Genomic DNA, 20,419 nt, shown 5'->3' with positions numbered 1-20,419 from the left:
GACTTCCGCTCCCGTCTACACAGATTTCTGGAGCGCCTATGCGCGGATCATCCCGGCACACCGACATTATCCCAGTGCGAAGTCACAAGGGGAAACCAACCATATCGAACGGTTTAACGGTACACTCCGGCAGCGTATCTCCCGCTTGGTGAGAAAGTCGCTCGCATTCTCGAAAAACCAGGAAAACCATCTGGGTGCACTCTGGCACTTCATTCATCACTACAACGAAACGATGTGCGCTTGACTCACTGCGGGTGAGCCAAACACATTGAGCGATTCAAAATCCTATCGGTCAGGGCACTACCGAGATTTTTTCCAGCAGCAACCGATCGATCAGTTCGCGGGTTTCCTGAGAAACCGGCCCCTTGGCAGGATGGAGAACGAACTGGCGACCGCAATCTTGACACTTGTACAACTGCTTTTTCAGCCGGTTGAATCCATTTTTGGTCACATGGTTGGAGTGACACTGCGGACATGTCAGATACATCTTCTTCATCCTTAAAGCAAGAGATTCTGATCTTATCGAAACCTATCGGTCAGGGCACTACCCGACCAGCCGCCTCACAGCTTCCGGCCTCGTCGGCAGATCGACCTGCTCCTTGCGCCAACAGTCGATGGCTTCGAGCAGCGCTGCCTGAAAGCGAGTTCCGACGAGGGTGCCCGTGGTCGTAGCGCGCCGTCTTGGCTTTGCATTCATGGGTAATTCGACCGCCATGGATGTTTTCATGTTAACATGATACCGTGGATTGTAGATTTCTACGAGGGTTATCCAGCTCCTTTTCCCGGGTCAAATTCACTGGCTTCATTTGGTGGCAGGTAGCAGCAGTCCTTCGGTGTCGATGCCCCTTCTGCAAGCCCTCGTAGGGCAGGATGTGGAAGTGTCGGCCGGGGCCTCCAACGCCGGCCGATGCGCCTTAGTCGTTTTGTACGAAAAGTAATGCCTGAGGCATCTACGGATGCAAGCAAGCGTGAACATTGAACGGAAGAAAAAGAACACCCAAGTTCCGACTCCCCCAACCACCAAATCCTACACTTCCCCCTCCTGCAAAAACAAAAAAAAGCCCGCTCACGCGGGCTTCTTCCTCTCTTCCTGATCTCTAGCTGCCGCCAGCAACACACCCCGACAACAGCCCTCCCGACCTCACTCCCACTCGATGGTCCCCGGCGGCTTGCCGGTGATGTCGTAGACCACGCGCGAGACGCCATTGACTTCGTTGACGATGCGCAGGCAGACGCGTTCGAGGAAGTCGTAGGGCAGGTGGGCCCAGCGGGCGGTCATGAAGTCGATGGTCTCGACCGCGCGCAGCGCGATGACGTGGGCGTAGAGACGGTTGTCGCCGACGACGCCGACCGAGCGCACCGGCAGGAACACGGCGAAGGCCTGCGAGACCTGGTCGTAGAGATCGGCCGCGCGCAGCTCCTCGATGAAGATGTGGTCGGCCTGACGCAGGGTCTCGGCATAGTCCTTCTCGACCTCGCCGAGGATGCGCACGCCCAGCCCGGGGCCGGGGAAGGGGTGGCGGTAGACCATCTCCGAGGGCAGCCCCAGCTCGACGCCGATCTTGCGCACCTCGTCCTTGAACAGCTCGCGCAGCGGCTCGACCAGCGAGAGGTTCATTTCCTCGGGCAGGCCGCCGACGTTGTGGTGCGACTTGATGACCTTGGCCTTGCCGGTCTTGGCGCCGGCCGACTCGATCACGTCGGGGTAGATGGTGCCCTGGGCGAGCCACTTGACGTCCTCGATGCGGCTGGCCTCGTCGTCGAACACCTCGATGAAGGTGTTGCCGATGATCTTGCGCTTCTGCTCGGGGTCGGAGACGCCCTTGAGCCGACCGAGGAAGCGTTCCTCGGCGTCGACGCGGATCACCTTCACGCCCATGTGGTTGGCGAAGGTGCGCATCACCTGATCGCCCTCGCCGAGACGCAGCAGGCCGTTGTCGACGAACACGCAGGTGAGTTGATCGCCGATGGCGCGGTGGAGCAGCGCCGCGACCACGCTGGAGTCGACCCCGCCGGAGAGTCCGAGCAGCACCTTGTCGCCGCCGACCTGCTCGCGGATGCGGGCGATGCTGTCGTCGATGATGTTGCTCGGGGTCCACAGGCTGGCGCAGCCGCAGATGTCGTGGACGAAGCGCTCGATGATGCGCTTGCCCTGACGGGTGTGGGTGACCTCGGGGTGGAACTGCACACCGTAGAAGCCGCGGCTCTCGTCGGCGATGCCGGCGAGCGGGGCGTTGTCGGTCTCGGCGATGACGGTGAAGCCCTCGGGCAGGCTCTCGACGCGGTCGCCGTGGCTCATCCACACGTCGAGCAGACCGAAGCCGGCCTCGCTGGTGTGGTCCTCGATGTCGCGCAGCAGGCGCGAGTGACCGCGCGCGCGCACCTGGGCGTAGCCGTACTCGCGGTGGTTGGCGGCGTTGACGCTGCCGCCGAGCTGGGCGGCCATGGTCTGCATGCCGTAGCAGATGCCGAACACCGGCACGCCGAGCTCGAAGACCAGCGGATCGGCGCGCGGGGTCTCGGCCTCGTGCACCGACTGCGGGCCGCCGGAGAGGATGATGCCGCGCGGGGCGAAGTCGCGGATCGCCTGCGCGTCCATGTCGCACGGGTGGAGTTCGCAATAGACGCCGGCCTCGCGCACGCGTCGCGCGATCAGCTGGGTGTACTGGGAGCCGAAGTCCAGGATCAGGACGCGGTCGGCGTGGATGTTGGTGGTGTGACTGGACATTGGAGGTCTGCTGCTAGGGGTTGGCGCCACCCCTGGTCGCCGCCGCGCGGGTCCGACCGACCCGGCCGCGCCTGGGGCATCGGCGCAAAGCGCATCGCGGCGCCCGAGGGCGCCGCGATGGGGCTTAGTTGTCGATGCGGTAGTTGGGCGCTTCCTTGGTGATCTGCACGTCGTGGACGTGCGACTCACGCATGCCCGCGGCGCTCACCCGCACGAACTGCGGCTTGGTGCGCATCTCGTCGATGGTGGCGCAGCCGGTGTAGCCCATGCTCGAGCCGAGACCGCCGACGAGCTGGTGGATGACGTTGCGCAGGCTGCCCTTGTAGGGGACGCGCCCTTCGATGCCCTCGGGCACCAGCTTCTCCTTGTCGGTGTTCTCCTGGAAGTAGCGGTCGCTGGAGCCCTCGGTGGCGCCCATGGCGCCGAGCGAGCCCATGCCGCGATACGACTTGTAGGAGCGACCCTGGTAGATCTCGACCTCGCCGGGGGCCTCGTCGGTGCCGGCGAACATGCCGCCGATCATCACGCTGTTGGCGCCGGCGGCGATCACCTTGGCGACGTCGCCGGAGAAGCGCAGGCCGCCGTCGGCGATCACCGGGACGCCGCTGTCCTTGAGCTCCTCGGTGACGTTGGCCACCGCGGTGATCTGCGGCACGCCGACACCGGCGACGATGCGGGTGGTACAGATCGAGCCCGGACCGATGCCGACCTTGACCGCGTCGGCGCCGGCCTCGACCAGCGCGCGCGCCGCCTCGGGGGTGGCGATGTTGCCGCCGATCACCTGCACGTCGGGGTAGTGCTGCTTGACCCAGCGCACCCGGTCGAGCACGCCCTTGGAGTGACCGTGGGCGGTGTCGACCACCACCACGTCGACGCCGGCCTCGACCAGCGCCGCGACCCGCTCCTCGGTGCCCTTGCCGACGCCGACGGCGGCGCCGCAGCGCAGCCGGCCCTGGTTGTCACGCGAGGCCTTGGGGAAGTCCTTGGCCTTCTGGATGTCCTTGACGGTGATCAGGCCGCGCAGCTCGAAGCGGTCGTTGACCACCAGCACCTTCTCGATGCGGTGCTTGTGCAGCAGGTTCATGACATCCTGACGGTCGGCGCCCTCGCGCACCGTGACCAGTCGCTCCTTGGGGGTCATGATGGCCGAGACCGGCGCGTCCATCCGCTTCTCGAAGCGCAGGTCGCGACCGGTGACGATGCCGACCAGCTCGCCGTTGTCGGTGACCGGCACGCCGGAGATGTTGTTGGCGTGGGTGATCTGCACCACCTCGCCGATGCTCAGGTGCGGCGAGACGGTGATCGGGTTGCGGATGATGCCGCTCTCGTACTTCTTGACCGTCAGCACCTCGCGGGCCTGGTGCTCGATGGTCATGTTCTTGTGGATGATGCCGATGCCGCCCTCGAGCGCCATCGAGATCGCCAGCCGTGCCTCGGTCACCGTATCCATGGCCGCCGACACCAACGGGATGCGCAGATCGATCTCGCGGGTGAGCTTGGTCTGGAAATCCACCTCGCTCGGGATCACCGTGGAGTGAGCCGGGACGAGGAGGACGTCATCGAAGGTAAGTGCTTCCTGGATCAGGCGCATGGGTGAAAGGGCTCCGGGGTGGTGCAAGGTGGAAGGTAACCTATAATTATAAAACGTATATGGACTCCTGTAAACTGGCGTTTTCCCTTGGTCTCGGGGTGTGGCGATGAGCGCGATCTTCGATCCGGATGTCTATACGGTCTCGCGGCTCAATCGCGAGGTCCGTGCGGTGCTCGACGGCGCCTTCCCGCTGTTGCGGGTGCGCGGCGAGGTCTCCAACCTCGCCGCGCCGGCCTCGGGGCATCTCTATTTCACCCTCCGCGACACCGGCGCGGCGGTGCGCTGCGCGCTGTTTCGCGCCCGCGGGCGGTCGCTCGCGATGCGTCCGGCCAACGGTCAGCAGGTGGTGGTGCGCGCGCGTGTCGGGCTCTACGAGCCGCGCGGCGACTTCCAGCTCATCGTCGAGTCGCTCGAGGCCGACGGCGAGGGCGCCGCACGGCTGGCCTTCGAGCGGCTCGCCGCGCGGCTCGAGGCCGAGGGTCTGTGCGCGCCCGAGCGCAAGCGCGCGCCGCCGGCCTTTCCGCGTCAGGTCGGGCTGATCACCTCGCCGAGCGGGGCGGCGCTGCACGATCTGCTGGTGGTGCTGCGACGGCGCCAGCCGGGGTTGGCGGTGCTGATCTACCCGGCCCAGGTGCAGGGCGAGGGTGCCGCGGCCTCGCTGGTCGCGGCGCTGGCGCAGGCCAATGCCCGTGCCGAGTGCGACGTGCTGATCCTCGCCCGCGGCGGCGGCGCGCGCGAGGACCTGGAGGCGTTCAACGACGAGACCCTGGCGCGCGCCGTCGCCGCCTCGTCGATCCCGGTGGTGAGCGGGGTGGGGCACGAGACCGATCTCAGCATCGTCGATCTGGTCGCCGATCGGCGCGCGCCCACGCCCTCGGCGGCGGCCGAGCTGGTCGCCCCGGCGCGCGAGCCGCTGCTCGCCCGGCTCGATCGGCTCGAGGGTCGGCTGGCGCTGGCGTTGCGCCAACGCATCGAGACCGAGCGCCGACGGGTGCAGGGGTTGGAGCGTGGGTTGCGGCTGCTCCACCCGCGTGCCCGGCTCGAACAGCGCGCCCAGCAGCTCGATCGTCTGGAGGCGCGGCTGCGCGCGGCGCTGGCGGTGCGGTTGCGGCACGAGACGCAGCGTCTGGACGCGCTCGCCAATCGTCTCGAGCGCTGTCATCCGGGGCGGCGCCTGACGCCGGCGCGGGTACGGTTGGAGGCCCTGGAGCGGCGGCTGCATCAGGGGCAGGCGGCGCAGCTCGAGCGTCAGCGCGCGCGGCTGGCGCGCGCGGTCGCCGGGTTGGACGCGCGCGGTCCGCTGGCGACCCTGGCGCGTGGCTATGCCCTGGTCACCCAGCCGCCGGGTGGTGCCCCGGTGCGCGATCCGAGTGCGCTTGCGCCGGGGCAGCGGGTCGGGGTGCGGGTGAGCGGTGGGTGCTTCATCGCCCGGGTCGAGTCGGTGGCGGAGCCCGACTGAGCGCGCTCAGCCGTTGCTGGCGTAGTCGATGAAGCCCTTGTTGATGCTGTTGATCTTGCGGCCGTGTCGGCGCAGCACGCCGATCCCCTCGCGCCCGCCGGCGACATTGGTGTTGCCCTCGATGGTCACCAGCCGCGCCCCCTCGATGCGCTCGACCAGCCCGGTGTGACCGGCGCCGCCGGGGTCGCCGGTGTCGATCACGAAGATCGCGCCGGGCTGGACCCGCGTCGGGTCGGCGCTCGCCTCGGCCCGGGTGATGCGGCGCACCCCCTCGTGCCCGGCCCGGTTCCAGTGATCGAGCACCCCGGCGGTGTTGATGCAGGGGTTGTCGATGCCGAGGCCGCGCGCGGCCTCGGCGAAGCACCAGTGGACGAAGGCCGCGCACCAGGGGTGGCCGCCGTCGAGCCCGGTGCTGGCGAGATAGGCCTCGACCCGGGGGCCGCGGTTCGACCCCGGTGGTTCCTCGCGCACCCCGATCTCGCCGCGGGCGATCTCCAGCACCTGGGTCAGCAGCCTGTCGGCGGCGCGCCTGCGGGGCGGCTCGGCGCCGAACAGCGCCGCCCAGGTCAGCGGCCCGAGGATACCGTCGACCACCAGCGGCTCGCCGCGCGGGTCCTCGCTGCGTGCCTGGAACAGTCGCAACGCCGCCTCGGTCTTGCTGCCGAAATCGCCATCGATCACCAGCGCCGGGGCGGCGCAGCCGAGGGCGTTGAGTCGTCTCTGTACCCGGCGCACCAGCGCGCTGTCGCGCACGCCCTGGCGCAGCATCACCCCGGGGTAGTCGAGTGTGGCGGGCGCGCCGGTCGTCTCCGCCGTCGCCGGCTCGTCGAAGACCTCGACGCCGTGCGCCTCGAGCGCCTTGAGGAGGGTCGCCGCGCCGCACTGGCGCGAGACCAGCTCGGGGTCGAAGCGGCCGTCGGCGGCATACTTGCCCTTGCGGTAGTGCCCCGAGAAGGACCACAGATAGGGCGATCGCACCTCGGGGTGGTACTTGCGATAGCCCCAGCCGTTGTAGGCCTCGAGCCGGAACAGGGTGCCGGCCAGTCCCCAGTCGTGCCAGCCGGCAAGCCCGCTCAGGTGCAACGCGTCGAGCGCCGAGCGCTCCCAGCTGAACGGCGGCTCGCCCGGTGGTCGACCGGCGGGGACGCGACGGGTGCGGGCGTGCAGCGGGTCGCCGTTGTGCAGATGACGGTCGAAGCGCAGCCCGGACTCGAGCGCGTGGATGACGGCGATCACCGGCCAGGGGACCGCGGCGATGGCGCCGAGCGCGCGATAGCGCTCCTGCTGGGCGAGGATCCGTGCGGCCAGTCGCTCGACGGCGCCGGTGCGATCCGGGGCGGTCGTGCAGCTGTTGAAAAGCCGGGTGTATTCCTCGCGCAGTGCCTCGAGACGGATCGGCGTCGACATGGTGGCGTACTCCTGTTGCCGGCGGATGGCGCGCCAACAGGCTAGCACGTTGCGTGTTTTTCGGTCAGTCCGAGAGCGCGTTGATCAGGGTGCGCCAGATCGGGTCCTCGCTGCCGTCGAGCGATGGCTGGTCCTCGACGAGGGCGAGCGCGCGTCCGCCGTCGTCGTAGAGACGCAGCTGGCGCCTGGAGGTGTCGGCGCGCTGGAACACCCAGGCGCTATCGATCGCCCCGGTGTCGAGACGCAGTCGCGCGCCGTCGCCGATGAGCTGCAGCCAGGGCCCGGCGCGGCGGTGATGGGTGTGGAAGACGCCGCTGAAGCGCTGGGCGACGCCGCGGGTGCCGGTGAGCACGTGCAGCGCGCGGCCCTGGTCGGCGAGGGCCTCGAACAGACACCCGACCAGCTCGTGATCGACCAGGGTGAGCCGGCCGTGATCGCGCAGCCGGGGCGGATGGAGCCTGAGCCAGCCGCAGACCTCGGCCAGGTCGTGTCTGGTGTCGGGGTCGGTCGGCCCTTGCCAGGTGGACGGGGCTGGCTGGTGACGGCCCTGGCCAGGAGGAACACGACGGTCGTCGTCTTGATGTGTATGGATGAGCGTGCGCAGGGCGAAGTCGCTGGCGTCGCGCGCGAGCGAGATGCCGAGCAGCTTGGCGCCGCCGGCGTCCTCGATGCGCAGGCCGCGTGGCTGGCCCTGCAGCCGCTGCCAGTGGGCGAGGAAGCCGTGTAGCGCGAAGCCGCGCCCCTCCAGCCAGGCGTAGTGATCGCGGATCCGAATACCCTGCAACAGCGCCTGCTGGGTGAGCTGTATGCCCGGTAGCTCGGTCTCGATCCACACCTGATCGAGACAGCCGAGGTCCCACAGCAGCTCGGCCCAGCGCCGGCGGTGCGGTGGCGATGGCGTGGCAGGGTGCAGTGGGGTGACGGTGGCGAGGTTGGCGTTGGCGTGCATCTGCGGCTCCTGTCGATCAGGCTTGAGGCGGTGGCCGCTCCCCGCGCGCGGGCGAGGGCCGAGCTGCGCTGGCCAGGGAGGCGCTGCTGGCCGGTATCGGGCTGGCGCGGCCTGGTTCCGTGCCCGGTGATCTAGGGCGTCGGTGGCAATCCTTCAATGGCTATGCACCAGGGTGCCGGCGCGCTGCTCGGCCAGCCAGCGCCAGTGTCGGGCGAAGCGGCGCAGGTGGCACTGCTGGTCGGGGTCGCGGCTGCCGGCGGGGTGCAGATAGAGCGCCTCGATGTGCTGGATCACGGCCCGGGCATGGGTGCTCGAGCCCTCGCGCGCATAGCGGCGGATGAGTTCGCGCAGCCGTGATTCCAACTCGCCGGGCGCGAGCCGGTGGAGGTCCTGGGCGGTGAGCTGGTCGGTGATCTCCTGCATGTCCTGTACCTCTGAGGTCGTCATCGGAGACACGCTCTCGGTTGCGGCGGGGCGAGGGTGTTCGCGTGCCGCTGGAGAGGTGTCGACAGGGTGCCGCATCCGTGCGGCGCAGCGATGCCCTTGGGTCAGGGCTGGCGGGGATGTCCAGGGTGGCGTTGCCGCCCCGGAGGGCGCGGGTTCTGGTGTGGCGATGTCCATGTCGGGGTCTGTGTGTTCCTGGTCCGGTCGGCAGGGCCGCGCGGCGAGCGGGACTGGCAGTGAGGGGCCAGACCCGGCGCCGCGTCGGCTGGGACTATTTGGTCAGGATCAGCTTGTTGTTGCGGGTCATCCTGAGAAAGTAACGCTCACCGGCGTGATCGATGAGCAGCAGGTGCTGACCGCCGAGCAGGGTGTGGCTGTCGATGCTGCGCATCTGCGGCGGGCCCTTGCGGCAAAGGGGGGCCTGGCGGTGGCTGTCTGTCGAGGGAACGGATGGCATGGTCACGGCGCTCGGTCTCCAGTCTCGCGTTGGTGAATCTTACAAATGACAATCGTTATCGTTTGCGATAACGCTAGTCTCTCGCGTACTGGATGTCAACCCCTGGTTGCGCCGCTCAGTGTGTCTGGCCCTCGCCGAGATAGTCCCGCAGGAGTTGCTGATACTCGGGCTCCTGCTTGAAGCGGGCGAGTTCGACGGAGAAGCGCTCGACCAGCTCGGGGGAGACACGCGCCTTGCTGAAGATGATGTAGATGCCGTCGCTCTTGATCGGGTGAGCGGTGATCGGAACGGCGCTATCGAGCATCCCCATCCGCTCGATGATGTGGTGGGCATTGCCGTGTTCGGCGATCACGAAGTCGAGCCGACCGGCCTGGAGCTTGCGAAAGTTCTGCTCGTCGCTCTCGGCTGCCTCATAGACCTGATGGCGCTCGACGAACGCCCAGAACTCCGGCGTATAGCTGTAGCCGCGGACCACGCCGACGCGGTGGCCGCGCAGGTCGTCGAGTCCGTGGTAGGTCGCCGCCAGCTCGCGGGAGGTCCAGAGTTCCCAGGGGGTTTCCACCAGCGGTTGTTCGGGATAGAGGGCGAACTCGCTGCGTGCGTCGGTGTAGTTGGCCGAGAAGAGCGCATCGGCGGCACCGCGTTCGAGCATGATGATGGCGCGCTTCCAGGGGTAGACCCGGGTCTCGCGGACGGCCACATCGAGCCGCTCGAAGATGCGGCGCACCACTTGGGTGCTGAAGCCGTCGAGTCTGCCGTCGACGACCATCTGGTAGGGCGCCCAGAGGTCGCAGATCACGTTGAGTTGCGGTGTCTCGGTCGCCGCCCTGACCGGTTGCGCCAGGGCGGCCGCGCCGCACAGCAGCATCAGCGCTGTCGCATGCATGAGGCGTGCGATGAGCCCGTGTCGGGCGAGAGATGGCGGGAGGGTGTGGCGCATGGTGAGATCCTGGCGGGGCATTGGCGGGCCTGTCTGGAGCAGTGGATGGGGACGGCTTGATGGCTCGCCAAGGCAGCCGATGATGCGTTGATGCTGTACGCGTGCATCGCGTGGCCTGCGGCGGCTGCGTGCTCATCATGCCGGTCGCCGGCCCTGGCGGTGGCTGCTCTAAACTTCGCACGCGCGCGAGAGACTTCGCACGCGCGCGAGAGATATTGATCGCGATTCATTGAGATCCGCGAAGATCAAGTCGAGTTCTAAACTTCGCGCGCGCGAGAGAATTGATGCCAACACTGCCTGCGGGTACACAATTACCCGACGCTCTGAACTTCGCGCGCGCGCGCGAGAATTGATGATATCGTGCCATCGGGCTTGCTGATCGGCATCCCGCCAGCGGTCGCGATTCGCATGACGGACTTGAGTCGCTTTCATCAAAAAGCTTGATCTGACACACACTGTCTGTCACTCGACATGGACTGGCGCGTTAAAGGCTGATCTCTTGCCCGGGTTCGCGCTGGATGCGACGAGCGGTCCGGGGGGACGTGTCAACGCCGGCGCGAGCGTCCGACAGTGAAGTGAGGAGATATTAGTGTGACGCTACTCAATCGACATTCGATTGGCTTCAAGATCGCCCTGTGGTCGGGGTTGACGCTGATCGTGCTCGGCGGCGTGATTACCGCCTATGCCCTCAACCAGATGGCACAGATGGCCGACCGGCAGCGCGCGGAGGCGCTGGAGAACGGTCGTGCCTTCATCGTCAACGCCGCGCGCGAGCAGGCCGCGGTCATCAAGGGCGATGCCGATCGTGCCTTCGGTGTGGTGCGCAGCCTCGCCCAGGCCTTCGCCTCGGCCGCGCACAAGGACGGCGAGGCACTGAGTGCCTCGGACTGGACGCGACTGCGTGCGCGCTACAAGCGCATGGAGGTCGTCTCGGAGTTGGCCGCCTCGGCGATCGCCCCCCTGGTCGCTGCGGCCGAGCGTGGCGAGATGCCGCTGACCGAGGCCCAGGATCGCGCCATCGAGCTGGTGCGCAGCATGCGTTTCGATGGTGACAACTATCTGTGGATCCAGGATCTGGGAACGCCCTATCCGCGCATGCTTATGCACCCCTATCAGCCCCAGCTCGAGGGGCAGGTACTGAACGATCCGCGTTACAACACCGCGATGGGGCGAAACGAAAACCTGTTCGTCGCGCTCGGCGATCGGGCCCGCGCCGAGGGCGGTGGCTACATCCATTACAACTGGAGCCGACCGGGCGACAGTGGCACCACGCCCAAGTTGTCCTATGGTCGCCTGGTGCCCGAATGGGGCTGGGTGCTCGCCTCCGGGCTCTGGTCCGACGACATGTCCTTCTACAGCCGCGACGACATCAACCAGATGCTGCGCTCGGTGTTGCAGAACAACCCCGGTTTCGCCGGTCTCTACACCGTCTGGGAGCCGAACGCCTTCGACGGCATGGATGCCGAATTCGCCAACACCCCGGGGACCGACGCCAGTGGTCGCTTCATCCCCTACTGGAGCCGTGGCGGCAATGGCGAGCTGGTGCTCGAGGCGTCACGTGATTATGACGTGGCCGGGTCGGGTGACTATTACCTGATCCCCAAGCGCACCGGCAAGGAGCAGGTGATCGATCCCTATCTCTACGAGATACAGGGACGTGAGCAGCTGATCACCTCGGTGGTGGTGCCGATCACCAGCAACGATCGCTTCCGTGGCGTGGTCAGCGTCGATATCGCGCTGCCGCACCTGCAGCGTCTGGTCGAGGAGACTGCCTCGACCCTCTATGAGGGCAGGGGCAAGATCGCCCTGGTCTCCTATGAGGGGACGCTGGTTGCTTCCAGCCGGCGACCGGATCTGGTCGGCAAGCCCTTCTCCGAGCTGCACCCCGAGTCGGGGCGGATCATCGACGACATCCAGGCCGGCAAGACCACGGTGAGCGAGGTGGACGGTGAGCTGCTGGCCTTCGTGCCGATCCGGCTCGGCGAGAACGAGCGCCCCTGGTCGGTCGGCGTGGCCGTGCCCATGGATGTGGTCACCGCCGCGGCCGATCAGGCCGAGGCCAGCGCCAAGCGGGCCGCGACGGTGATGCTCGGCGTGGCGGTGCTGTGCATCGTCGTCGGCGTCGGGGTGATGCTGTTGGTGGCGCGGGTCATCGTCAACCGTATCCATGGTGTCTCGGAGACGATGCGCGACATCGCCGAGGGCGAGGGCGACCTCACCCGCCAGATCGAGGTCCACGGCAAGGACGAACTGGCCGAACTGGCGACCGCCTTCAACCTGTTCCAGGGGAAGGTTCGCGAGCTGGTCTCTCAGGTCGCCGGGGGAGGGGAGCGGCTGGCCGCCGCCGCCGAGGAGCTTTCGGCCACCAGCGAGCAGACCGACGAACAGGTCCGCCGTCAGCAGGCCGAGCTCGATCAGGTCGCCACCGCGATGAACGAGATGACCGCCACCGTCGCCGAGGTCGCACGCCATGCAACCGAGGCGGCCGAGGCGACGCGTCAGGCCGACCAGGATGCGGGCGCCGGTCGCGAGGTGGTCGCTCGCGCGATCGGCTCGATCGAGGCGCTGTCGCAACAGGTCGAGGAGGCCACCGGGGTGATCGGTCGCCTCTCGGCCGACTCCGAGGAGATCGGCAAGGTACTCGACGTCATCCGCGGCATCGCCGAGCAGACCAATCTGCTCGCGCTCAACGCCGCGATCGAGGCGGCGCGCGCCGGCGAGCAGGGCCGCGGCTTCGCGGTGGTCGCCGACGAGGTCCGCACCCTGGCCAGCCGCACCCAGGCCTCGACCACCGAGATCCAGCAGATGATCGAGCGCTTGCAGTCCGGCGCCGGGCAGGCGGTGACGGTGATGGAGCAGGGTCGCAGCCAGGCGCGGGAGAGCGTCGGCATGGCCGCCGAGGCGGGTAACTCGCTCGATCAGATCACCCAGGCGGTGAGTGCGATCAAGGACATGAACACCCAGATCGCCAGCGCCGCCGAGGAGCAGTCGGCCGTCTCCCAGGAGGTCGATCGCAACCTGATCAACACCACCCAGGCGGTCGAGGGCATCGCTGCCGGTTCGACCCAGATCAACCATGCTGCGAGTGAGCTGGCACAGCTCGCGGCCGAGCAACAGGAGCGTGTCGGGCGGTTCAAGTTCTAGACCGTCCATGCCAGTCGGGCGCCGGGCAATCCGGCGCCCGGGTCGTTCAGTTGCCAGTTTTCAGCCTCCAGCCTCCAGCCTCCAGCCTCCAGCCTCCAGCCTCCAGCCTCCAGAGAATTGAACCGCAAAGCCGCGAAGGACGCGAAGGGTTTGATGGGGGGTGGGCGGTTTTTTTGCGAGTCGTTAGTCGTCAGCCTCCAGCTTCCAGCCTTCAGCCTCCAGCCTCCAGAGAATTGAACCGCAAAGCCGCGAAGGACGCGAAGGGTTTGAGGGGTGGGCGGTTTTTTTTGCGAGTCGTCAGTCGTCAGCTTGCAGCCTCCAGAGAATTGAGCCGCGAAGGACGCGAAGGACGCGAAGGACGCGAAGGACGCGAAGGCGTTTGAAGGGGTAGGCGGTTTTTTCGCGAGTCGTCAGCCGTCAGCTTCCAGTCTTTAGCCTTCAGTGAATTGAGCCGCGATGGCGTGAAGGGCGCTAAGGGTTTGATGGGGTGGTGGGTGGTTCCCGCCTTTGTGTCCTTTGCGGCTTTGCGGTTCAAGCTCCTGGAGACCGACTCAACCGCCGCCAGCGATTCGGCCGTGCCTCTGTGGGGATAGATTTCAAACGATCGTTTGAATTAAGCATTCGTTTGAACTATGTTTCTGGTGTGTTCCGATCAGCGAGTCCCTTGAGATGACCACCAGACCCTCTACCCAGGAGACCCGCGAGCGTCTGCTCGCGGCCGCGCTGGAGGCCTTCGGCCAGCGTGACTACGATGCGGTCAGCACCCGCGAGCTGGCCACCGCCGCCGGGGTCAACCTCGCCGCCATCTCCTATCACTTCGGCGGCAAGCACGGGCTCTATCTGGCCACCGCGCGGCTGCTCGGCGAGCGCATGCGCGCGCTGCTGCACGAGGATCTGTCGTGGATCCGCAGCACCTATGCCGACGCCAGTCCCGAGGAGTGTCGACGGCTGGTCGGCGACCTGATCGGGCGCCTGGCCTCGCGTCTGCTCGGCGACGAGTTCGGGCGTCACGTGCCGGGGCTGATCATCCGCGAGCAGGGGCGACCGACCGAGGCCTTCGAGATCCTCTACGAGACCCTGTTCGGCCCCGTCCACCACGTCCTCGGTGAGTTGATCGGTCGCGCCCGCAATCGCCCGGCCGACGACGACGAGATCCGGGTGATCGCCCATGCGCTGATCGGTCAGGCGGTGATCTTCCGCGCCGGTCGCACCGCATTGCTGCGTTACATGGATCGCGAGGGCTTCGACGAGGGCGATCTCGTCCACATCCGCCGGGTGGTCGCCGCGCTCGCCGAGAGCGCCCTCGCCACCCCCGGCGAGGGAGTGCAACGATGAACCCGAGTCCCACGCCGCGCTGGCGTCGCCTGCTGTTGTTCCCCCCGATCATGCTGGGGGTGCTGATCCTGGTGCTGATGGTGCGCGGGCGCGAGCCGCCGGTGCTCACCGAGCCGGTCGAGCCGGTGCGTGCGGTGCGGGTGGTCGAGGCCACTCTGGTGGCGCTCGCGCCGACCGCCGCGGGCTATGGCTCGGTGCAGCCCGAGCGGGTGTGGGCGGCGGTGAGTCAGGTCGCCGGGCGGGTGGTGTGGGTCCACCCGAGGTTGCGCGAGGGCGAGATCCACGCCGCCGGCAGCGAGCTGCTGCGCATCGACCCGGTCGACTACGAGCTGTTGCTGGCGCAGGCGCGCGCCGAACTCGCCGATCTGGAGGTGCAGCGCGGCAACGCCGAGGCGCTGCTGGTGATCGAGCGGCGCAACCTCGAGCTGGCCGAGGCGGCGCTGGCGCGCAACCAGCGGCTGATCGGCCAGGGCACCACCTCGCAGAGCGTGGTCGATGATTCGGAGCGGGCGCTGCTCGCCAGTCGCGCCGAGGTGCGGCGGCTCGACAACACCCTGGCGCTGATCCCCGCCCGCCAGGCCCTGCTCGAGGCCAAGGCACGGCGCGCCGAGCGCGATCTCGCCCACACCCGCATCACCGCCCCCTTCGAGCTGCGGGTGGCCGATCTCGCGGTCGAGGCCGAGCAGTACGTCGGCGTCGGTCAGCGGTTGTTCGTCGGGGATACCATCGAACGCATGGAGATCGAGGCGCAGGTGCCGCTGGCGTCGCTGCGGCGGTTGTTCCTCGATCGACCCGCAGTCGAGGTCGATGTCACCCGGCTCGGCGAGTTGGTCGCCTCGGTCACCGGGGTCGAGGCCCGCGTGCGGCTCGATCTCGGCAACCATGTCGCCGAGTGGGCGGCCGAGTTCGTGCGTTTCGACGATACCGTCGACCCGCGCACCCGCACCATGGGCGTGGTGGTCGCGGTCGATCGTCCCTTCGACAAGATCCGTCCCGGCTATCGCCCGCCGCTGTCGAAGAACATGTTCGTCGAGGTGGTGCTGCGCGCGCGTCCGGCCGGCGAGCAGCTGGTGGTGCCGCGTCTGGCGGTACGCGACGGCGCGGTGTTGGTGGCCGACGCCGAGGACCGGCTGCGCCGTCGCCCGGTCGAGGTGCGCTACACCCAGGGCGAGCTGTGCGTGATCGCCGCGGGGCTGGAGCCGGGGGCGCGGGTGGTGGTCTCCGACCTGGTGCCGGTGGTCGAGGGCATGCGTCTGGCCGTCGAGCCCGATGAGCGTCTGACACGGATGCTGCGCGCCCAGGCGGTGCAACCATGATCGCCTGGTTCGCCCGTCACCAGACCGCGGCCAACCTGCTGATGGCCGCGATCATGATCCTCGGTCTGACCAGCCTGCCGGGGCTGCAGCGCGAGACCCTGCCCGAGGTCGCCAATGACGAGGTCGAGGTACGGGTGGTCTATCGCGGCGCCACCCCGGGCGAGGTCGAGGACGCCGTCTGCCGGCGCATCGAGGACGCGCTCGAGGCGGTCAACGACCTCGACGAGCTGCGCTGCGAAGCCGTCGAGGGGCAGGGCGTGGCGGTCGCGGTGATGCGCGAGGGCGCGGAGATGATGCGCTTTCTCGACGACGTCAACGCCGAGGTCGAGGCCATCGACGACTTTCCCGACGAGACCGAGCGCCCGGTGGTGCGCGAGCTCGGCCGCACCGATCCGGTGATCGCGGTGGCGGTCACCGGTCCCGATGATCCGGTCGCGCTCAAGGCCTATGCCGAGGACCTCGAGGCGCGGATGCTGGCCGAGACCGCGATCGCCCAGATCGACATCCAGGGCTTCTCCGATCATCACATCCGTCTCGAGATCCCCTCCTGGCGGTTGCGCCAGTACGGTCTGTCCGCCGCCGAGGTCGCCGAGGTCGTCGCCCGTCACAGCGTCGGCACCCCGCTCGGCTGGATCGAGGGACCGGACGAGGATCTGCTGCTGCGCTTCGACGATCAGCGCAAGCGCGCCGCCGATTTCGCCGATCTGGTGGTGGTCTCGGGTGCGAGCGGGGCGCAGATCCGTCTCGGCGAGATCGCCACCATCACCGACCGCTTCGACCGCCCCGAGGACCAGGTGCGCTTCGACGGACGCCGCGCCGCACTGCTGGTGGTGAGCAAGACCCGCGACCAGGACGTGCTCGACATCTACGAGACGGTGCGCGCCTTCGTCGCCGCCGAGCGTGAGCGCGCCCCCGCCGGGATCGCGCTCACGCTCACCCAGGACGTCGCCTCGATGGTCGGCGACCGGCTGGAGATGCTGGTGCGCAACGGTCTCCAGGGGTTGGCGCTGGTGTTCCTGGTGCTGTGGCTGTTCTTCGGCATCCGCTACAGCTTCTGGGTGACCATGGGGTTGCCGGTCTCCTTCCTCGGCGCCTTCGTGCTGATGCCGCTGTTCGGCATCACCGTCAACATGATCTCGATGGTCGGGCTGCTGATCGGCATCGGCCTGCTGATGGATGACGCCATCGTCATCGCCGAGAACATCGCCGCCCGGCTGGCGCGCGGCGCCGCCCCCGCCGAGGCGGCCATCGCGGGTGCGCGCGAGGTGCTGCCCGGGGTGCTCGCCTCCTTCGCCACCACCACCCTGGTGTTCGGCTCGCTGGTGTTCATTGGCGGGGATCTCGGGCAGATCCTGCGGATCATGCCGGTGGTGTTGTTGCTGGTGATCTCGGTGAGCCTGATCGAGGCGTTCTGGATCCTGCCCCATCATCTCAACCACGCCCTGGCGCGCGAGCGCGGTCGTCCGCCCGCGCGGTTGCGCCGGGGTGTCGAGCGCGGCTTCGCGTGGCTGCGCGACGGGGTCTTCGGCCCGCTGGTCGATCGTGCCCTGGCCTGGCGCTATCTCACCCTCGGGCTGGCGCTGTTGTTGCTCCTGGTCTCGGTGGCGATGATCGCCGGCGGACGGCTCAAGTTCGTCGGCTTCCCCGAGCTCGACGGCGATGTCATCGAGGCCCGGGTGCTGTTGCCGCAGGGCACGCCGCTGGCGCGCACCGAGACCGTGGTGAGTGAACTCGAGGCCGCGCTCGGGCGTGCCGCCGCGCGGGTCATGGCCGGACAACCCGACGCTGGGCCGCTGGTGCGACACGTCGCCGTGCGCTTCGGCCAGAACCCCGATGCCTACGAGGGCGGCGCCCATGTCGCCCGGGTGGTGGTCGACCTGCTCGAGGCCGAGCGGCGCGCCTTCCCCCTCGACGAGCTGCTCGCGGCCTGGCGCGAGGAGACCGGGCCGCTGGCCGATGTCATCAACATCAAATACACCGAACCGGCGATCGGCCCGGCGGGTCGGGCGATCGACATCCGTCTGCTCGGCGCCGATCTCGAACGGCTGCGTGCGGCCTCGACCGAGTTCCAGGGCTGGTTGCTGGGCCATGCCGGGGTGCTCGACCTCGGCGACGACCTGCGTCCCGGCAAGCGTGAGCTGCGGCTGCGGCTCAAGCCCGGCGCCGATGTCCTCGGGCTCGACGCGCGGGCGGTGACCGAGCAGGTGCGCGCGGCCTTCCAGGGGGTGGAGATCGACGAGTTCCAGGTCGGGCGCGAGCGCTACGAGGTCAACCTGCGGGTGGTGGCGGCCGATCGCATGGGGCTCGACGATCTCGACGACTTCCGCGTGATCGGCGCCGAGGGTGCCTTGGTGCCGTTGTCGCTGGTCGCCGAGGTCGAGACGGTGCGCGGCTGGGCGCGTATCCACCGCATCGACGGGCGTCGCGCGGTGACCATCCAGGGCGAGGTCGACCGCGATCGGGTCAATGCCCGCGAGTTGCTCACCCTGGCTCAGTCCGAGTTCGTGCCCGGGTTGCGCGCGCGTTACCCCGAGATCCAGGTGGCCTTCCACGGCGAGATCCGCGAGTCGCGGCTCACCGGGCAGTCGATCGTCGGCAACGTGGCACTCGGGCTGATCGGCGTCTACATGCTGCTGGCGCTGCAGTTCCGCGGCTATCTGGCGCCGCTGACGGTGATGGTGGTGATCCCGATGGCGCTGGTCGGGGTGGTGTTCGGCCATCTCGCGCTCGGCATCGATCTGGCGATGCCGAGCATGATCGGCATGGCCTCGCTGTTCGGCGTGGTGGTCAACGACTCCATCCTGCTGGTGGTGTTCATCCGCGCCGCGCGGGCGCGCGGCGCGGCGGTGGTCGAGGCCGCCGCCGAGGCGGCGCGGGCACGCTTTCGCCCGATCCTGCTGACCTCGGTCACCACCATCGCCGGGCTCACCCCGCTGCTGCTGGAGAAGAGTCTGCAGGCGCAGATCCTCATCCCGCTGGCCACCAGCCTGGCCTTCGGGCTGACCACCGCAACGCTCGCCGCGCTGCTGCTGGTGCCCGCGCTCTACGCCATCCTCGACGACCTCGGCTGGCTCGGCGCGCTGGAGGCCGAGCGCGACTGAGACCTCCCGATGTCGTCATGCCGTCGGTTGGGCGGCCGTACCCGGCAACCCAACACCCGCGTGCGGAGGGCTCAGACGGCCCCGTCGTCGGGCTGCAACCCGGCGACGACCTTGCGCATCAGCGCGACGAAGGTCGCGCGCTCGGTCGCCGAGAGCGCGGCGAGGGCGTGGGCGTTGACCGCCGTGGCCGCCGCCGTCGCCGGTCCCTCCAGGGCGCGGGCGGTCTCGGTCAGCCAGATGCGCTGGGCGCGTCCGTCGTGCGGGTCGCGCCGGCGCTGGATCAGCCCGTCGCGCTCCATCCGCGCCAGGGTGTTGGCCATGGTCGGCTGCTCGATGTCGAGCGCGGCGATCAGCTCGCGCTGGGTCAGCCCGTCGCCCTCCCACAGCACCAACAGCGCGGGAAAGGTGCCGATGCTCAGACCGAGCGGCTTGATCCGCGCCTGCAGCTCGCGTGCGAAGAGTCGCGCCAGATGGTTGGCGAGATAGCCCGCCGAGTCGTCTCTGCTGAATGTCATGGCGTCTTGATAGCACTTGTATAGCTTGGAATGCAATGCTATATAGCAAGCTATGTTTAATCCCGGAGCGGAGACCGTCATGACCAAGTGGATCCATCCCATCGCCGGCGCGCTGGCGCTGCTGACCATCCTGAGCTTCTGGTTCGCCACCGTGATCGTCGAGACCCTCGGTGCCCCGGCGGCCATCGTCGCGGTCAAGACCGCCATCCCCTGGGGCCTGCTGGTGCTGGTCCCGGCGCTTGCGGCAGTCGGCGGCTCGGGCTTCGCGCTGGCGCATGATCGCCAGGGGGAACGGGTCGCGGCCAAGCGCCGGCGGATGCCGATCATCGCCGCCAACGGGCTGCTGGTGCTGGTGCCCTGCGCCTTCTTTCTCGCCGCCAAGGCCGCGGCGGGGGAGCTCGATGGCGTCTTCTACGCGGTGCAGGGGCTGGAGCTGGTCGCCGGCGCGGTCAACGCCACGCTGCTCGGGTTGAGCCTGCGCGACGGGTTGCGGTTGAGCGGCCGGCTGCGCGGCCAGTCGGTGCGGACCTGAGCGGGGGGTGGCGATCATGCGTATCCAGCTGTCACTCCTGTTCGTCGCCGTCGCGCTGCTCTCCGGCGGCTGCGGCGCGCCCCACCTGCGTCAGGTCCACGAGGCCGAGCAGCGCTTGCTCGGCGCCGAGGTCGAGCGGCTCGCGCACTGCATCGGCGAGCCGTTGTCGGTCACGCGACCGGCCACGGAGCCCGGTGTCACGCTGCGCCACTATTCCTCGGCGCAGCGCCGCGGTGCAGACGGTCTGCTGCGCGCCACCCCGGTCCCGGACCCCGAGGACGACGCCCGCGCCTGTGTCTTCGACATCCGCGTGCGCGATGGGCGCGTCGTCGCCATCGCCAGCGACAACCGCGCCGGTTGGGGCTTTGGCAGCATCAAGCGCTGCTCGGCGGTGATCGGACGCTGTGCGGGTGGTTGATGCGGCGGTGTCAGGGTAGGCTTCGGTCTGGCGCTTCCGACGCTGATGACCCGAACCGAGTCCAGGCCGCTGCTCCGGGCTCG

At 68.3% G+C, this 20,419-nt stretch carries 17 protein-coding genes; 8 read left to right on the top strand and 9 right to left on the bottom strand.

All coding sequences use genetic code 11. From position 1 onward, the window contains the following. Positions 1 to 244: IS1 family transposase (locus ACAM26_RS15635; protein ID WP_369614056.1), on the top strand; the 244-nt coding region annotated here is incomplete at its 5' end. Between the two features lie 48 nt (positions 245 to 292). On the opposite strand, the gene ACAM26_RS15630 is transcribed toward ACAM26_RS15635, so the two are convergent. The 3 genes from ACAM26_RS15630 to guaB all read right to left on the bottom strand — a co-directional run bounded on the left by ACAM26_RS15630 (position 293) and on the right by guaB (position 4,319). Beyond that, positions 293 to 487 (bottom strand): hypothetical protein, encoded by a 195-nt coding sequence (locus ACAM26_RS15630; protein ID WP_369614055.1) that lies wholly within the window; start codon positions 485 to 487, stop codon positions 293 to 295. Positions 488 to 1,141: 654 nt separating this feature from the next. Next, positions 1,142 to 2,728 carry a glutamine-hydrolyzing GMP synthase gene (gene guaA / locus ACAM26_RS15625; protein WP_062272616.1) on the bottom strand — a complete coding sequence of 529 codons (1,587 nt, stop codon included), beginning with the start codon at positions 2,726 to 2,728 and terminating at the stop codon, positions 1,142 to 1,144. A 124-nt stretch (positions 2,729 to 2,852) separates the two neighbouring features. Then, a complete protein-coding gene (guaB, locus tag ACAM26_RS15620) occupies positions 2,853 to 4,319 on the bottom strand; it encodes an IMP dehydrogenase (protein ID WP_062272618.1) in 1,467 nt (488 codons plus the stop codon). A 106-nt stretch (positions 4,320 to 4,425) separates the two neighbouring features. Between guaB and xseA the strand changes: the two genes are divergently transcribed. After that, complete coding sequence (xseA, locus tag ACAM26_RS15615; protein ID WP_123140832.1) at positions 4,426 to 5,778, top strand: exodeoxyribonuclease VII large subunit; 1,353 nt, start codon at positions 4,426 to 4,428, stop codon at positions 5,776 to 5,778. Between the two features lie 6 nt (positions 5,779 to 5,784). Here the strand turns inward: xseA and ACAM26_RS15610 are convergent, their stop codons facing one another. The 5 genes from ACAM26_RS15610 to ACAM26_RS15590 all read right to left on the bottom strand — a co-directional run bounded on the left by ACAM26_RS15610 (position 5,785) and on the right by ACAM26_RS15590 (position 9,975). Continuing rightward, positions 5,785 to 7,185, bottom strand: a complete 1,401-nt coding sequence (locus ACAM26_RS15610) for a peptidoglycan-binding protein (RefSeq protein WP_123140833.1) — start codon at positions 7,183 to 7,185, stop codon at positions 5,785 to 5,787. 64 nt (positions 7,186 to 7,249) lie between these two features. Next, positions 7,250 to 8,134 (bottom strand): hypothetical protein, encoded by an 885-nt coding sequence (locus ACAM26_RS15605; RefSeq protein WP_369614054.1) that lies wholly within the window; start codon positions 8,132 to 8,134, stop codon positions 7,250 to 7,252. Between the two features lie 153 nt (positions 8,135 to 8,287). Continuing rightward, on the bottom strand, positions 8,288 to 8,581 hold the full coding sequence (locus ACAM26_RS15600; protein WP_369614053.1) for an ATP dependent RNA helicase: 294 nt from the start codon (positions 8,579 to 8,581) through the stop codon (positions 8,288 to 8,290). Between the two features lie 268 nt (positions 8,582 to 8,849). Continuing rightward, positions 8,850 to 8,969, bottom strand: a complete 120-nt coding sequence (gene hemP, locus ACAM26_RS15595) for a hemin uptake protein HemP (protein WP_223806130.1) — start codon at positions 8,967 to 8,969, stop codon at positions 8,850 to 8,852. Positions 8,970 to 9,150: 181 nt separating this feature from the next. Continuing rightward, positions 9,151 to 9,975, bottom strand: coding sequence for a substrate-binding periplasmic protein (locus ACAM26_RS15590; RefSeq protein ID WP_369614052.1), 825 nt, complete (start codon positions 9,973 to 9,975; stop codon positions 9,151 to 9,153). A 591-nt stretch (positions 9,976 to 10,566) separates the two neighbouring features. On the opposite strand from ACAM26_RS15590, the gene ACAM26_RS15585 reads away from it, so the two are divergent. The 4 genes from ACAM26_RS15585 (at position 10,567) to ACAM26_RS15570 (ending at position 18,871) form a co-directional block, all read left to right on the top strand. Beyond that, positions 10,567 to 13,119, top strand: a complete 2,553-nt coding sequence (locus ACAM26_RS15585) for a methyl-accepting chemotaxis protein (protein WP_123143016.1) — start codon at positions 10,567 to 10,569, stop codon at positions 13,117 to 13,119. 669 nt (positions 13,120 to 13,788) lie between these two features. After that, on the top strand, positions 13,789 to 14,454 hold the full coding sequence (locus ACAM26_RS15580; protein ID WP_123143015.1) for a CerR family C-terminal domain-containing protein: 666 nt from the start codon (positions 13,789 to 13,791) through the stop codon (positions 14,452 to 14,454). Next, positions 14,451 to 15,770: an efflux RND transporter periplasmic adaptor subunit gene (locus tag ACAM26_RS15575; protein WP_123143014.1), complete on the top strand. Its 1,320-nt coding sequence runs from the start codon at positions 14,451 to 14,453 to the stop codon at positions 15,768 to 15,770. The genes ACAM26_RS15580 and ACAM26_RS15575 overlap by 4 nt, the downstream gene beginning before the upstream one ends. Further along, a complete protein-coding gene (locus ACAM26_RS15570; protein ID WP_369614051.1) occupies positions 15,767 to 18,871 on the top strand; it encodes an efflux RND transporter permease subunit in 3,105 nt (1,034 codons plus the stop codon). Before ACAM26_RS15575 ends, ACAM26_RS15570 begins: the two co-directional genes overlap by 4 nt. Positions 18,872 to 18,942: 71 nt before the next feature. Here ACAM26_RS15570 and ACAM26_RS15565 read toward each other — a convergent pair whose 3' ends face one another. After that, the gene (locus ACAM26_RS15565) at positions 18,943 to 19,386 is read right to left on the bottom strand and encodes a MarR family winged helix-turn-helix transcriptional regulator (RefSeq protein WP_123140842.1); all 444 of its coding nucleotides are present in this window, start codon (positions 19,384 to 19,386) and stop codon (positions 18,943 to 18,945) included. A gap of 79 nt (positions 19,387 to 19,465) precedes the next feature. Here ACAM26_RS15565 and ACAM26_RS15560 point away from each other — a divergent pair, with 79 nt between their 5' ends. Further along, complete coding sequence (locus tag ACAM26_RS15560) at positions 19,466 to 19,918, top strand: hypothetical protein (RefSeq protein ID WP_369614050.1); 453 nt, start codon at positions 19,466 to 19,468, stop codon at positions 19,916 to 19,918. Positions 19,919 to 19,934: 16 nt separating this feature from the next. After that, the gene (locus ACAM26_RS15555; protein ID WP_369614049.1) at positions 19,935 to 20,336 is read left to right on the top strand and encodes a hypothetical protein; all 402 of its coding nucleotides are present in this window, start codon (positions 19,935 to 19,937) and stop codon (positions 20,334 to 20,336) included. Positions 20,337 to 20,419 lie beyond the last annotated feature (83 nt).

Source organism: Marichromatium sp. PS1 (assembly GCF_041155115.1).
GTDB lineage: Bacteria > Pseudomonadota > Gammaproteobacteria > Chromatiales > Chromatiaceae > Marichromatium > Marichromatium gracile.
This window is presented reverse-complemented; position numbering and strand designations above follow the sequence as displayed.